10 protein-coding genes are annotated in these 14,620 nt (G+C 48.2%); 6 read left to right on the top strand and 4 right to left on the bottom strand.

Annotated features, from left to right (window positions below; genetic code table 11):
* The first annotated feature begins 49 nt into the window (after nucleotides 1-49).
* Both BBEV_RS13380 and BBEV_RS13375 read left to right on the top strand, forming a co-directional pair.
* Nucleotides 50-265, top strand: coding sequence for a zinc ribbon domain-containing protein (locus BBEV_RS13380; RefSeq protein WP_069365926.1), 216 nt, complete (start codon nucleotides 50-52; stop codon nucleotides 263-265).
* Between the two features lie 17 nt (nucleotides 266-282).
* Nucleotides 283-612, top strand: a complete 330-nt coding sequence (locus BBEV_RS13375) for a hypothetical protein (protein WP_069365925.1) — start codon at nucleotides 283-285, stop codon at nucleotides 610-612.
* On the opposite strand, the gene BBEV_RS13370 is transcribed toward BBEV_RS13375, so the two are convergent.
* The 4 genes from BBEV_RS13370 to BBEV_RS13355 form a co-directional block, all read right to left on the bottom strand.
* A complete protein-coding gene (locus BBEV_RS13370; protein ID WP_084007396.1) occupies nucleotides 584-1,090 on the bottom strand; it encodes a GNAT family N-acetyltransferase in 507 nt (168 codons plus the stop codon). The genes BBEV_RS13375 and BBEV_RS13370 overlap by 29 nt on opposite strands.
* Before the next feature lie 57 nt (nucleotides 1,091-1,147).
* Entirely contained in the window at nucleotides 1,148-1,591 is a 444-nt protein-coding gene (locus BBEV_RS13365) for a hypothetical protein (RefSeq protein ID WP_069365924.1), read from the bottom strand.
* Nucleotides 1,592-1,667: 76 nt separating this feature from the next.
* On the bottom strand, nucleotides 1,668-3,035 hold the full coding sequence (locus BBEV_RS13360) for a HAMP domain-containing sensor histidine kinase (RefSeq protein WP_069365923.1): 1,368 nt from the start codon (nucleotides 3,033-3,035) through the stop codon (nucleotides 1,668-1,670).
* Nucleotides 3,032-3,724 (bottom strand): response regulator transcription factor, encoded by a 693-nt coding sequence (locus tag BBEV_RS13355; RefSeq protein WP_069365922.1) that lies wholly within the window; start codon nucleotides 3,722-3,724, stop codon nucleotides 3,032-3,034. The genes BBEV_RS13360 and BBEV_RS13355 overlap by 4 nt, the downstream gene beginning before the upstream one ends.
* Before the next feature lie 215 nt (nucleotides 3,725-3,939).
* Here BBEV_RS13355 and BBEV_RS13350 point away from each other — a divergent pair, with 215 nt between their 5' ends.
* The 4 genes from BBEV_RS13350 to BBEV_RS13335 all read left to right on the top strand — a co-directional run bounded on the left by BBEV_RS13350 (nucleotide 3,940) and on the right by BBEV_RS13335 (nucleotide 14,607).
* Nucleotides 3,940-6,111, top strand: a complete 2,172-nt coding sequence (locus BBEV_RS13350; protein ID WP_069365921.1) for an ATP-binding cassette domain-containing protein — start codon at nucleotides 3,940-3,942, stop codon at nucleotides 6,109-6,111.
* 388 nt (nucleotides 6,112-6,499) lie between these two features.
* The gene (locus tag BBEV_RS13345) at nucleotides 6,500-8,314 is read left to right on the top strand and encodes a CHASE2 domain-containing protein (protein ID WP_069365920.1); all 1,815 of its coding nucleotides are present in this window, start codon (nucleotides 6,500-6,502) and stop codon (nucleotides 8,312-8,314) included.
* A complete protein-coding gene (locus tag BBEV_RS13340; protein WP_069365919.1) occupies nucleotides 8,311-13,365 on the top strand; it encodes a FecR domain-containing protein in 5,055 nt (1,684 codons plus the stop codon). Before BBEV_RS13345 ends, BBEV_RS13340 begins: the two co-directional genes overlap by 4 nt.
* 63 nt (nucleotides 13,366-13,428) lie before the next feature.
* Nucleotides 13,429-14,607, top strand: coding sequence for an NHL repeat-containing protein (locus BBEV_RS13335; protein ID WP_069365918.1), 1,179 nt, complete (start codon nucleotides 13,429-13,431; stop codon nucleotides 14,605-14,607).
* The last annotated feature ends 13 nt before the right edge of the window (nucleotides 14,608-14,620 follow it).

Genomic DNA, 14,620 nt, shown 5'->3' with positions numbered 1-14,620 from the left:
TAACTGGTATAATGAGGAATTGAATTGATATAGTTGGGAGTGAAATATCATGGCATTAACCCCTTGTCCGGAATGCGGACATTCAGTATCCACCAGGGCAAAAAGCTGTCCGAGCTGCGGCTATCCTTTTATGGAGACCCGGCAGGCGCCGCCGATCATTCAGGAGAGAGACTGGGACCGGGAACCGCAGCAAGAGTCCGGGATCACTTTCTGGGGTGTCGTCGGGGCTGTGGTTATCGCAATTATCCTCGTCTCCTGGTTTTAAACAGCGGGATCGTCCTGATGGTGGTGCTGTTTTACCTCATCAACCAGACCGTGATCAAAGCATGGACAGATCACTGGTTCATCCACTGGTACGTGAACGACCTCCTGGCTGGAATCTGGCTGCCGGCCTTGACGATGGCACTCGCTGCATCATTTCGCGTGCATCAGATTCTGATGCTCAGTGGGGCGAAGATTCTTCTGGTTGTTCTTGTCGCAGGTCTCTTTTGGGAGCTGATCGCGCCTTTGTATGTAACGGGCAGCGTCCGGGATCCGTTTGATATACTGGCTTATGTTTCAGGAGGGTTGATCTACCTGCTGATCATGAGGAGGATTCGTATTCCATGGTAATGAATTCGATCAAACCGTTTTCGACCGGATGGTAGAACAGGCTGATCATCTCAAACCCGGCCTTTTCATAGACGCGGATAGCCGGACGGTTAAAGGTGGCCACCGTCAGACGAAAGGATGTTTTTTGGCATGTAACACGGCCGTAGTGAAGGGCCGCCTGAAGAAAGGCGAGCCCGTTACCCTGACCTACCTGGTCGGGGTGCAGACCCAGGCCAATGTCCAGATGTTCTTGATGATACACCCCTGCATCATGACCCGAGGGGACCTGGGCACTTGGACCAAAGCAGAAAAAGCCGACACAAATCCCTGAGACAGGATCCAGAACGGCTCTGTAATCTCCATTCAGTAATTCATTGACGGTGTCAGCATCCCCTTCGCCATTGTAAAACGTAAAAGGCTCTTTATATTCCCAGGTGGCTATCTCATTGGCCAGTTCTCGGGTCATGGAAACAACGCGGTGATGTTGGAAATTCTGCATGAAAAAACCTCCCATTCCTGTACAATCAGTGTACCGGAATGGGAGGTTTTTTGCATATCAGGCCAATCTGAGTGCCGTGATCAACAATACAAGCACGCCGAGAAAAGCGGAGATGGTAAGCATGGATGCGTAGATCCGGCTGATGCGGCTCCCGTTTGTCTCTTCTGTAATGGACGTAGTGATTTTACGGCTGTAAAGGCCGATCACCAGGACCGTGAGAATCAGTGCTACCCCGCCGATTTGCTCCATCAGACGCATATAAAGGGGCAAAGCGGAATGGTCAAAGCGGAGAATCATCAGCACCCCGCTGATCAGCACTGCCAAGGTGGCGGGCAGAACGCCGACATTGACAAAGCGTTTCATGCTCAGCATCAGCGCCCCGTGTGTTGCATTCAATTGCGGGGCACGACTCATTTGCCGGATCAGGACCGCAAAGCCGAAGAATGAGCCGATCCAGACAGCCATACCGGTAAGGTGGATAAAATAATACAGTTCGTACATGTTTGATTCGCCTCCTGAATTCCGTATTCCCACTCAGCTTAGCAGGCAACTATGAACAACAGATGAACGAAACACGTTATGTCTGGTCATCTGATGGGAGGTTCACAATAAACGTGGTCCCTTCCAGTTCCTCACTTCGGACAGCCACTGTTCCCTGATGAAATGCCACGATGGATTGCACGATGGCCAGTCCAATGCCGGAGCCGGAATGCCCGCTTCTTGCATCCTCTCCTTTATAAAAGCGGTCAAAGAGATAAGGCAGCTGATGATCAGGGATCGGTTTCCCTTCATTGTGAATGGACACGGAGACACCGTGTTCTATTGGAGAAAGCGTGACGGTGATTGCACTGTTGGCATCTGCGAAATGGATCGCGTTGACGAGCAGGTTTTCAAAGACCCGGTTCATGCGCTCATAATCTGCATGGATACATGGCTCTTCCAACTCTGTATGGATTTCCATCGACAAGTTCCGTTCAGTCAGCTGCTGTTCAAGTGAACTTCTCAGCTGTTCTAATTGGGGAATCAGGCCGTAATGTTCCTTGTTCAGGCGGATATTGCCCGATTCCAGCCGGGTGAGCTCGAGGATGGCGTTCACCAGGGTGATGACACGGTCGGTTTCTTTACGCATCTTTAAAAAATACGCCCGCTGTTTGTTGTCAGGGATGGTCCCGTCTTCCAGAGCGATCAGGAACCCTTTTACAGATGTTAACGGCGTCCTCAGATCATGGGAGATGTTTGTCAGAATGGTTTTCCGTGTTTCCTCGATGGAAGAAAGCTCCACGGCCATCTGATTCAAGGTTTTCCCCAGTTCACCAATTTCATCCTGGGTTTTCGTGTCCACCTGCCGGGAGAAATCCCCCTTGCTCATCTGCCTGGCAATGGTATTCATCTCCCGCAGGGGGCGGGTCATTCGACGGGTGATGAAGTACAGAACAAATCCGGCGATCAGAATGACTGTCAAAAAGGATACAGCAATCATGAAGAGGGCCTGCATATAGGCTTCCTCAAGTCCGGTATGTGTCATTGTCATACCGCTCAGGGAACTGCGGGGAAACGGGCCGGCCATGACATAGTTCAGACTGCCTTCTTGCCAAATGCCTTCTGCTTCAATGGATTCAAGGTCTGAAGAGAGAAGATGCCGGGCAGGATCGTCATCAGAACCAGCGAATATGGGGGTGTGCTCATCGTATAAAACTACGTCAAAGTCACTTCCTGACAGCAGGACGGTCAATGACAGCTCCGTTTCCTCTTCAGACCAGTCAAAGGTTTCTGCCAAAGCCAGTTGCGCCTGGATTTCTTCTTGTTTATTGTCAAAAGTCTCTTCGAATTCAGAATAGAGCTGAACATGGAATAAATAGAGATACATTAATCCGAAAAGAAGAAAAGACGTGATGATGATCCCTGAAAAAGACAGAAATAATTTTCCGAAAATGCTCCGGATCATTCATCAAGACCTCCTTTTGTCTCCAAGCGGTATCCGACACCGCGCACGGTGATCAGATGCCAGTCAGAACCATGCTTCCGAAGCTTTTCCCGGATCCGTTTCATATGAACATCGACTGTCCGTGGATCCCCCTCGAAGGATTTTCCCCAGATTTGATCCAGAATTTGTGCCCGGCTTAACGTCTGTTCCTGATAGCGGACGAGAAATTGGAGAAGCATAAGTTCCCTTGGCGCACAGGATACCGGCTCGTCCTGAATTGTCAGGCTTTGTGTCTCAAGATGGACAACCGTGTTACCGTAAGTGAACCCTCCCTGGTCCCCGGCAAAAGGAAAGCTCCGTCTTGCAAGGGATTTGATCCTGGCCATCAGCTCATGAGGATCGAAGGGTTTGACGAGATAATCATCCGCCCCTGTCTCAAGCCCTTTGACGATGTCTTCGGTTTCCCCTTTTCCTGTCAGCATGAGGATAGGCATTAATTGATCATCCTGCCTGATTTCCTTACACACTTCCAGCCCGTTGATTTCAGGAAGCATGATATCAATGATGACAAGATCCGGTTCGTCATCGTAATAAGCTGCCAGGCCTTTGTGGCCATCTGTTTCAAAACGGATATGCCAACCGTTTTTTTTGATATAAAGCGAAATCAGATCACAGATATTCAGGTCATCTTCAATCAGTAAAAGATTCATTCCATTCACCCCATTCGTCATCTGAATTCAGCTTATCATACTACTGTGAACGGGGGATGAACGAAAAGATGAATCCTTTTGACAGATTCTCTGTTCAACAGAACCACCACGTAAAATCGTGTAAATAGTCTACTGCTTACTTCCAACGCAATATTTTGATAAAATCATGACGAATGGTATAATGAATCGATTGATTGTTGAGGAAGGTGAATGTCATGATCCGGCTCTTGTTCCGTTATTTATCGGATTACCGCATGTTAATTCTTATTTTTTTTACCGGCGTGTTCTTTGAACTGATCTTTCAGTATATGCTCGCTTTGAGCTTTAAATTCCTCCTGGATGAAGCCATTACCCCCGGGAATATGGACATTTTGCTTGCGGTACTCTTTATGCTCCTCGCGTTTGGAACAATGAGCATTCTGATCGGTTTTTTGAATGATCAGCGGATGGCAAAACTGGGTACACGCATCAGTGAAGATTTACGAAAACAGTCCTATCAGCACATTCAGAATCAGGGCGTCAGTTTCTTGAACCGGTTTCGAACCAGTGAGCTGGTATCGAGATTTCAACAGGATATTCCTGCCATTGAAGGTTTCATCATCCGGGTGTTAGCTGTTGCTGTCCCTGCTTTCCTGAGCGTTCTGATTGGGCTGGTTTTCCTGCTCTTCATTCAGCCATGGCTGACACTGGTGGTTGCGATTGGTTTATTGATGATTTTTATCCCGAACTATACATACAGTGATCAAGAAGATGCGTTTGTGGAGACACATGCAAAGGAGAAAGAGGCACTTGGGGATGCCGTTGAGGAATATACGGGAAACATGAAGCTGATTCATGCATACAATGCAGTGCCTTCTTTTTCAGCGAAATTTTTCGGACTTTTAAACGCCTTATCACAAACCCATTTGAAGTCCGTCCGCCTGAAATCGAAGATGGACAGGCTGCCTCAGGTCGTTTTGCTGATCTTCCGCATGCTGGTTCTGGGAATCGGCGGGTATTTGACTTTCATTGAGGTCCTGTCACTGGGGGATTTCGTGGCGTATTTCACGATCTTTCTGCTTGTTTTCCAACAAGCCATCGTTTTATCGTCGTCCATTGGCATTACGCTGAAACCTTCTGTCAACTGGCTTCGTTTTGAGGAGCTGATGAATGAGTATGAGGAAGGCATTGAAGGGGGACCAGGAGAAGATCCTGGAGATGTTCAAAAGGGCATCGCTTTTTCAAACGTCACTTATCATTATCAGGGATTGGATCAAGGGGTCAACACATTGAATGTAACATTTCCCAAAGGTTCCTACTCAGTCATTACTGGCCCCAGCGGCTCCGGAAAAAGCAGTCTCGTCCATTTGCTGCTGCAGTTTTATAAACCTGACAGTGGATCGGTTACCCTTGACGGCGTAGATATCAGTAAGCTGGACACCACAAAATACCGCTCGAAATTCGCTGTGGTATTTCAGGAACCGTATTTCATCGAAGGGACCATCCGTGAAAATCTCATCATGAATCGTGAGATCACCTGCACGGATGAAGATCTTTACAGAACTCTGGATATGGCCAATGCCGGAGATCTGGTCAGGCGGATGAAAGACGGGCTGGATACGAGGATCAACACAAAAGTCAGGGCCCTTTCCGGTGGTGAAGAACAGCGGATTGCTCTCGCCAGGGCCCTGTTGGCGAAACCGGATTTTCTTGTTTTGGATGAGGCAACGTCCGCACTGGATCCCCGGACAGAAATGGATGTCCTGCATATGATTGAGTCGCTTCCTCCGGAGGTCACGGTCATCTCCCTGACGCATCGGATTCAGTATGGGAAAAATGCCGATCAGGTGATTGTCATGGAACATGGGCATGCGGTGGAACAGGGAACACACTTCGATTTGCTGCGTGCAGAGGGTCTCTATCAGCAGCTTCTGAATAAACAGCAGGGATTCAGTCTTTCCGACAATGGTATGGTCGCTACCGTGGAAGGGGAGCGATTGCGCCGGATCGATTTGTTCTCTTCATTGGAAAAAACCTATGTGTATCAGCTGGCCGGTCAGTTTATCACCGAAGTGTATGAAGAAAGGGAAGTGATTGTCCATGAAGGCGATTTGGGAGACCGCTTCTACCTGATTGCAAGAGGGAAGGTGTCTGTCAGAGTGGGCGGTGTGGAAGAGGAAGATCAGGTGGCCGTATTGGAAGATGGGGATCATTTTGGGGAGCTTGCCCTGTTGAACGATGAACCACGAAACGCAACGATTTTGCCGCTTGAACGGACCACCTGCCTTGTTCTTCGTTCGAAAGATTTCTATTCAATGCTGACTGATTTCCCTGCAGTACGTAAACAGATCGAGACGGTTGCAAAAAGACGTGTGAACCTGAATGAAAATGGAAAAAATGCCACCTGAGTGAGGAGAAAGCAGCGGCCTGTCGGGAGAACAGCTGATCAATAGAAACAGGCAATTTATTGGATCGCAGGAAGATGCATTATTATAGCAATTGTTTTTTAAAAGTACCGGGGACCCAATCCTTAGTACTTTTATGACTTATTCAGGGATGCTGATGTCGCTGAAGGGACAGTTACATTCCATGTTTCCGATAGCATTTTGCAAATTTTGATGAATTATCAAACAAAAAAATGATCATTTCAATTCAAATGGTGTGCTGAATAGGGTACAATGAGAATTATGTGGTAAATAAGGGTACAGTTTCCCCGTTTTTTCGAGCAGTACACCTTAAGTAGCGTGAATATTTAGAAAATAGGTAGCGAGGCAGAAGTGAAATGGAGGGGCGCTCATGCTCAGGCGATTGATTGTCGGTGTTTGCATTGGAGGATTGGCACTGGTTTTTTATTACTTAGATACGTTTTACGTCATTGAACATAATTTCACCGATCGTTTTTTCCGTGAAGAACGGGAGACAGATTACCGGATTAAAATTCTGGCCATCGATGAAGACAGTCTTGAGGATGTCGGTCGCTGGCCCTGGCCAAGGGATGTGATGGCTGAGGTCACCTCTGACCTTGCTGATGGCGGGGCGGAAGCGGTATGGGTGGATGTCCTTTACGCTGAATCAAGTCCTGTGGAGGAAGAGGACGAAGCGTTGGAGGAAGCATTAGCGACCCATGATGAAATCCTCTTACCTGTTTATTTTCAATTCGATTCCCTTCAGGCAGAAGCAGGAACAGCTTTGGAATACCGTACCATGTTTGAACCGATTTATGAAAATTACAACATGGATGATACCGGTCATATCAATGTACTGGCCGATGAAGACCGGGTGGTCCGGCAGGGACTCCTCGGTGTGGAATCGCCTGATGGCAATATGATCCCGGCGATCAGCGTCGTACTTGCCAATCAGTTGTTAGAAGAAGGGGAACAGATTACATATGACGAAGGCGGCAACCGCTGGCTGAGGGGAGCAGGTGAAATACCGACCGATGATTGGAGCCGCATGGGATTCTCTTATGCTTCATCTCCCCAGCAGTCAACGTTTTCTGTCTACTCATTTAAGGATGTCCTTGACGGCACGATTCCACCAGATTATTTCAGTCAGTCGATCGTCCTGATTGGTCCATACGCGACAGGACTGCAGGATGAATACTTAACCCCCATGAGCAATACCATACCGATGTTCGGCGTCGAGATCCACGCCAACATCATTCAGAGTTTACTGGACGAGCAGTATTATGAACGGACATCCCTTCCGGTGGGCTTACTGGTTGTCGGATTGATGTTTGCCGTGCCCTTTTCAATATTTGAAGCAGTACGTGCTCGCTGGGCCACAGGACTGTTATTCGTCTTTTTAGTCGGCTACGTCATTTTCGTCGGCGTCTGGTTTGATATCAGTCAAATGCTCTTGCCGTTCACCTATGCGCTTGCAGCGATCATTTTTGCTTATGTGTCGTCGGTGGTCATTCAATACATTCAGGAGACGCTCGAGAAGAAGCGAGTGCGGGATACTTTTGGCCGCTATGTCTCACAGAACGTTGTGGATGATATTCTCGATTCCAATGAAGAGATTAAAGTCGGTGGAACGAAGAAAGCGGTGACGCTTATGTTTATCGATATCCGGGGCTTTACCACCCTCTCAGAAAAAATGGATCCGGAAAAAGTGATCGATATCTTAAACGACTACCTCGACCTCTGCGCCCAGTCCATTTTCAAATTCGAAGGCACGATCGATAAGTTCATGGGTGATGGGGTCATGGCGATCTACGGGGCGCCCATTGACCAGGAGGATCATGCGCTCCGTGCTGTGAAAACGGCGCTGGACATACAAAAGCAAAGTGAAGCACTGACAGCCAAAATTAAGGAACAATATGATTACGAGATCGGTTTTGGGATCGGTATAAATTCAGGCGAGTGCATTGTCGGGAATGTCGGTTCCAAGGACAGACTGGATTATACGGCAATCGGTGATGATGTGAATCTTGCAGCAAGGCTTGAGTCTAAAGCAAAGGCCATGCAGATCCTGATCAGTGACAAAACATACGAAAAAATCAAAGATGATGTGGATGTGACAAAATTGGAACCGGTCATGGTTAAAGGTAAGGAAAAGTCGATTCAGGTTTATCAAGTAGAGAAGATCAAAGGGGGAGGCGCTGCATGAAGAGTAAACTCATCGTTATATCTGCATTACTTTTTCATTCGTTCTTCATGTTTCCGGTTTTCCCTCTGAATCAGGTTGATGCCGCAACATCAGAACCCCAGGCCCGTCTTGCGGAAGTCGAAGGGGATGTGTTTGTACGGAGAGGAGGCGGCCTTGCCGAGTATGAAGGCTTTAACGGTATGGGCCTCTTTGATGGTGATGAAATCAGAACATCGGATGACGGGGCCCTGCGGGTAGAATTTGATTCTGAGGACGCAACAACGATCGACCATCATTCAAAGGTGATGGTTACTGCCAAACAGGAAGATGATGGGGAACAGTCAACGGTTAAACTGTGGACAGGGAAAGTCTGGAATAAAGTGAAGCGGGTCATGAATATTGATGACTCTTATGATGTGGAAACACCAACGACCGTCATGGGTGTTCGGGGGACACTTTATTACTCGACGCATGCCCCCGAAGAATCGGCATCTGACACGACTGTTATTGACGGAAGTGTAGAAGTTTCCATGAACCGGCTGATCCCGACAGATGAGGAAGACCCTGTTCAGGAAATCGGACCTATAGAGAGTCATAGTCAATCCGTTGAGGACGAAAAATTAAACGAAGGTAATGATCCTGATATCAATGAAATGACCGACGATATGGGTGATCTCATGGTCACTGATGCGATCTTTGATATCATCGAAACGACCCGGGAAACAGATATGGAGCGGGACCTGGACGAAGCTGACATTGACGGATTGTTTGAATCGTTGGATGAGAGGTTAAGAAGTTATAATCTGTCGGAAGTATTTAACCAAATGGTTGACCGACTGGATTCTACTGAGAGAGTGACTGAAATATCCGAACGTATCGAACAACGAAATGAGCGTCTGGAAGAAATGCGTGAGGAATCGTTGGATAGGTCCAATCGAACCCGTGAACGGGTGAGTGATACTCTGAATCGCCTTCGGGATTTGGGATTGACTGATGAAGAGATCGATTCACGTTTTGAAGAACAACGCAGACGTCCTGAGGAATTTGAATTACAGGGAACAGCTGAAGAAACAGAAGGTCCTTCAGATACACAACCTGCATCACCAGAGGGATCGTCACCAGATCCAGCTGAGCCAACATCACCGGCTCCTTCAGCTGCAACGGTGCCAACACAACCTGTTGCACCTTCACCGGAAGATGAAGAAGAAGAGGAAGACGAACCAGCATTTGTAACGGATCCGGATGAAGATGAGGAAACTTCTGATCCTGAATCTACAGAAGAGGAAGATGAAACGAGCGAACCTGATCCTCCCGAAGAAGAAGACCCTTTTGCTGGCGTTTTTGACTTCCTGAATACAGTGATCGCCTATGACATGAGCGTGTGGCTGGACTGGTCAGATATCACAGACGAGGCGGACTATGACGAACTGTATCTGTATATCGATGACGAGCGTGAGACGGAGAACCTGACAGAGAGCGGCACGTGGCTTCCGATTGAACGGGAGTTCAACGAAGACACCTCCTTTGTGCTGAAAGGGTACACCGGCGAACAATTGAGAGTCGAATCGGAGGTCGAAACGCCACAGATCATCTTCCCGGGCGAGTTCGGCTACGACGAGGAGAACAGCACGATCACGTCGGATACGGCAGAACTGATCCTGAATGAAAGCTATTCGCCGGAGGCGTTTGATGTTCGTGTATCAGACATGGACGGCAGCGAAGTAAATGAAGATAACCTCAGCTTTGACGGCGACACGGTATCTGTTAATAATCTGGAAGCGGAAACGATGTACCAGGTGGAACTCATTGCCCGAAATGGCGAGTTTACTGAGACGGAAGTCTTCGACTTTACGACAGACACACCGCCTGTGGAGACAATCGACTTCCTGGACACGGTGATTGCCTATGACATGAGCGTGTGGCTGGACTGGTCGGATATCACGGATGAGGCGGACTATGACGAGCTGTATCTGTATATCGATGACGAGCGTGAGACGGAGGACCTGACAGAGAGCGGCACGTGGCTCCCGATTGAACGGGAGTTCAACGAAGACACCTCCTTTGTGCTGAAAGGGTACACCGGCGAACAATTGAGAGTCGAATCGGAGGTCGAAACGCCACAGATCATCTTCCCGGGCGAGTTCGGCTACGACGAGGAGAACAGCACGATCACGTCGGATACGGCAGAACTGATCCTGAATGAAAGCTATTCGCCGGAGGCGTTTGATGTTCGTGTATCAGACATGGACGGCAGCGAAGTAAATGAAGATAACGTCAGCTTTGACGGCGACACGGTATCTGTTAATAATCTGGAAGCGGAAACGATGTACCAGGTGGAACTCATTGCCCGAAATGGCGAGTTCAGTGAGACGGAAGTCTTCGACTTTACAACAGACGCACCGCCTGTGGAGACAATCGACTTCCTCGATACAGTCATTGCCTATGACATGAGCGTGTGGCTGGACTGGTCGGATATCACGGATGAGGCGGACTTTGACGAGCTGTATCTGTATATCGATGACGAGCGTGAGTCGGATGATCTGACGGAGAGCGGAACGTGGCTCCCGATTGAACGGGAGTTCAACGAAGATACCTCCTTTGTGCTGAAAGGATACAGCGGCGACCAGCTGAGAGTCGAATCGGAGGTCGAAACGCCACAGATCATCTTCCCGGGCGAGTTCGGCTACGACGAGGAGAACAGCACGATCACGTCGGATACGGCAGAACTGATCCTGAATGAAAGCTATTCGCCGGAGGCGTTTGATGTTCGTGTATCAGACATGGACGGCAGCGAAGTAAATGAAGATAACGTCAGCTTTGACGGCGACACGGTATCTGTTAATAATCTGGAAGCGGAAACGATGTACCAGGTGGAACTCATTGCCCGAAATGACGAGTTTACTGAGACGGAAGTCTTCGACTTTACGACAGACGCACCGCCTGTGGAAACAATCGGCTACCTCGATACAGTCATTGCCTATGACATGAGCGTGTGGCTGGACTGGTCGGATATCACGGATGAGGCGGACTATGACGAACTGTATCTGTATATCGATGACGAGCGTGAAACGGAGGATTTGACAGAGAGCGGGGCATGGTTCCCGATTGAACGGGAGTTCAACGAAGACACCTCCTTTGTGCTGAAGGGGTACACTGGCGAGCGGCAGAGGATAGAGTCGGAAATGGCGACACCGGAAATCATCTTCTGGGGCAGTTTCGGCTATGACATGATAAACAGCTCAATCAATACGGAAACGGCAGGTCTGATCCTGAATGAAACGTACCCGCCTGAAGCGTTTGATGTCACCGTCACGGAAGTCGGCGGCGAAGAAATAAGTGAGGACAACTTCAACTTTGAGGGAGATACACTATCCATCAATGGTCTGACACCTGAAACGATGTACGAGGTGGAACTCATTGCCCGAAATGGCGAGTTCAGTGAGACGGAAGTCTTCGACTTTACGACAGACGCACCACCTGTGGAGACAATCGACTTCCTCGATACAGTCATTGCCTATGACATGAGCTTCTGGGTGGACTGGTCGGATATCACGGATGAGGCGGACTATGACGAACTGTATCTGTATATCGATGACGAGCGTGAGACGGAGGATCTGACAGAGAGCGGGGCATGGCTCCCGATTGAACGGGAGTTCAACGAAGACACCTCCTTTGTGCTGAAAGGGTACAGCGGCGAACAATTGAGAGTCGAATCGGAGATCGAAACGCCACAGATCATCTTCCCGGGGAGCTTCACCTATGACTCGGAAGAAGGCAATATCACATCAGATACGGCAGAACTGATCCTGAATGAAAGCTATTCACCGGAAGCGTTTGATGTGACGGTCACGGAAGTGGACGGCGAAGAAATAAGTGAGGACAACTTCAACTTTGACGGCGATACACTATCCATCAATGGCCTGACACCGGAAACGATGTACGAGGTGGAACTCATTGCCCGAAATGGCGAGTTCAGTGAGACGGAAGTCTTCGACTTTACGACAGACGCACCGCCTGTGGAAACAATCGACTTCCTGGACACGGTGATTGCTTATGACATGAGCGTGTGGCTGGACTGGTCGGATATCACGGATGAGGTGGACTATGACGAGCTGTATCTGTATATCGATGACGAGCGTGAGTCGGATAACCTGACTGAAAGCGGCACTTGGCTTTCATTTGAAAGAGAATTTAATGAAGATACAGAATTTTCCTTAAGAGGCTATTCCGGCGAACAACTGCGGGTTGAATCAGAGATTGAGACACCGGAGCTGATCTTATTTTCCAGCTTCAACTATGATATGGATAACAGCAGCATCACGTCAGTGACTGCGGACTTGGAATTGACCGAGACGTATCAGACTGATGCTTTCAATGTCCGGGTGGAGAATCTGGATACTGGGGAAGAAGTAAGTGAAGACAATGTCACCTTTGAAGGTGACACGATATTCATTAATGACTTGACACCAGGGACGATGTACCAGGTCGAACTCATTGCCCGAAACGGCGAGTTCAGTGAGACGGAAGTCTTCGACTTTACGACAGAACAGGACATTGACTTTGAACCCCAAACATTCAGTTTCGTGGATGCAGGAATTACTGACCAAGAAAATCAAGAATCTGTTGATGAAGAGTTGGAAGTTGAGGATTCTGATCAAAAACCGGCAGATGTTTCATCAGTTGAAGAATCGGAATTGAAAAAAGATAAAGCCGATAACTCATCTGAGCAAGAGCAGGTAAAAAAGGACGATGAATATACCGAAGAAACGGATTTTGAAGATGTGAAGACAGAGAATGATTCCAGCTCTGATGAAGTGACTGAAGAAAAAGACAATTCTAAAGACAAGAGTCAAGAGGAAGAAGCAAGTCCGGAAGATACGAAAAAAGAGGATACTGCAGTTGATAAAGAGTTTGATAAAGAAAAAGAAGAAAATACGGAGCAAAATAAATTAGAGAAAAATGAAGAGGAAGAAAAAGAAAGTGACGAAAACATCGATCAGGAAGAAATCCGTGATGAAGAACAGGACAATGAAGATGACGAAGAAGCAGGAGAGGATGATGAGAATGACTAAAGGAATTTTCTCTCCTGCTCAAACTGATGGGGCTGTCGATGAAACAGAAGGAGGCGATGTCGGATGCTGATAAAAAAATGGCTTATTCCGTTGACGGGTCTGATGATCGTATCCGGCTGCTTCGGATCAGATAATGATGATGCTGAAGAAAATCTTGAACCCAATGATAACAGCCCGGAAGAATCTGATGAGGTCCAGGATGGACAGGAGGATTCAGCTTTGGATTTGAGCATAGGTGCCATCGCATCCTTTAGCGGTCTTAATGGAATGGGTTATGCTGATGGTAATTCTGAAGAGACGCAGTTTAATCATCCGGCTGATATCATCCCATTTGATGAAGGGTTCCTGGTTGCAGATTCCGGCAATCATCTGATTCGTTATGTGTCCATGTCCGGTCAATCGGAAACTTTTGCAGGTGGCTATGAGATTTATGATGATTATGGTGAACCTGAAGGTGGTTTCAAAGATGGAGCGAGTGAAGATGCCCGATTTGACACACCCCTCGGACTTATCTTCGATGAAGAATCCGATACCGTCTATGTGGCAGATGCTGAAAACGGTGCCATCCGAAGTATTGATGAGGATGGTAATGTGGAAACATTGAGAGAGGATCTGGAATACCCGACATCTCTTGTCATTATGGAAGAAAATTTGATCGTGTCTGATGCAGGGAGTCACCGTATCCAGCAAATCGATCTCTCTTCCGGTGACATGACAGTCCTGGCCGGTGGGGATTATGAGCAGGAAGACGGACGGGAAGTCGGACGTTTTGTTGATGGTCAAGGAGAAGAAGCAGGATTTAACGAGCCTTTTGGCCTTGCGGTCTCGGGGGAAAACATCATTGTGGCTGATTCCGGCAACCAGCGGATCCGTCAGGTGACAGGTGGAGGAGAAGTAACAACGATAGCCGGAACGGGAGAGGATCTGATTCCGGGGGCTGACTATATTGCACCTGGAATCGAAGACGGACCAACAGCTGAAGCGAAGTTCAATTTCCCACGAAGCGTTGAAGTCCTGGCGGACGATGCCATTCTTGTTGCAGACACCTATAATCACCGGATCCGGTTGATTACGGATGATGAAGTGATCCCTGTTGCAGGTCATGGTGTACACGGTTTGAAAGACGGTTCCGTTGAAGAAGCCTTGTTTGATGGCCCCTACAGTGTCGCCGTTTTCGATGAACGCATATGGGTGACAGATCATTGGAATCATATGGTCAGGGCAATTGAACTGACGAACTGATAGAGGGAGGTCG

This window comes from Salisediminibacterium beveridgei, from assembly GCF_001721685.1.
GTDB lineage: Bacteria > Bacillota > Bacilli > Bacillales > Salisediminibacteriaceae > Salisediminibacterium > Salisediminibacterium beveridgei.
This window is presented reverse-complemented; position numbering and strand designations above follow the sequence as displayed.

Coding starts and splice junctions, on each gene's coding strand:
- BBEV_RS13380 (WP_069365926.1), top strand. CDS start 50: ATGGCATTAACCCCTTGTCCGGAATGCGGACATTCAGTATCCACCAGG.
- BBEV_RS13375 (WP_069365925.1), top strand. CDS start 283: ATGGTGGTGCTGTTTTACCTCATCAACCAGACCGTGATCAAAGCATGG.
- BBEV_RS13370 (WP_084007396.1), bottom strand. CDS start 1,090: ATGCAGAATTTCCAACATCACCGCGTTGTTTCCATGACCCGAGAACTG.
- BBEV_RS13365 (WP_069365924.1), bottom strand. CDS start 1,591: ATGTACGAACTGTATTATTTTATCCACCTTACCGGTATGGCTGTCTGG.
- BBEV_RS13360 (WP_069365923.1), bottom strand. CDS start 3,035: ATGATCCGGAGCATTTTCGGAAAATTATTTCTGTCTTTTTCAGGGATC.
- BBEV_RS13355 (WP_069365922.1), bottom strand. CDS start 3,724: ATGAATCTTTTACTGATTGAAGATGACCTGAATATCTGTGATCTGATT.
- BBEV_RS13350 (WP_069365921.1), top strand. CDS start 3,940: ATGATCCGGCTCTTGTTCCGTTATTTATCGGATTACCGCATGTTAATT.
- BBEV_RS13345 (WP_069365920.1), top strand. CDS start 6,500: ATGCTCAGGCGATTGATTGTCGGTGTTTGCATTGGAGGATTGGCACTG.
- BBEV_RS13340 (WP_069365919.1), top strand. CDS start 8,311: ATGAAGAGTAAACTCATCGTTATATCTGCATTACTTTTTCATTCGTTC.
- BBEV_RS13335 (WP_069365918.1), top strand. CDS start 13,429: ATGCTGATAAAAAAATGGCTTATTCCGTTGACGGGTCTGATGATCGTA.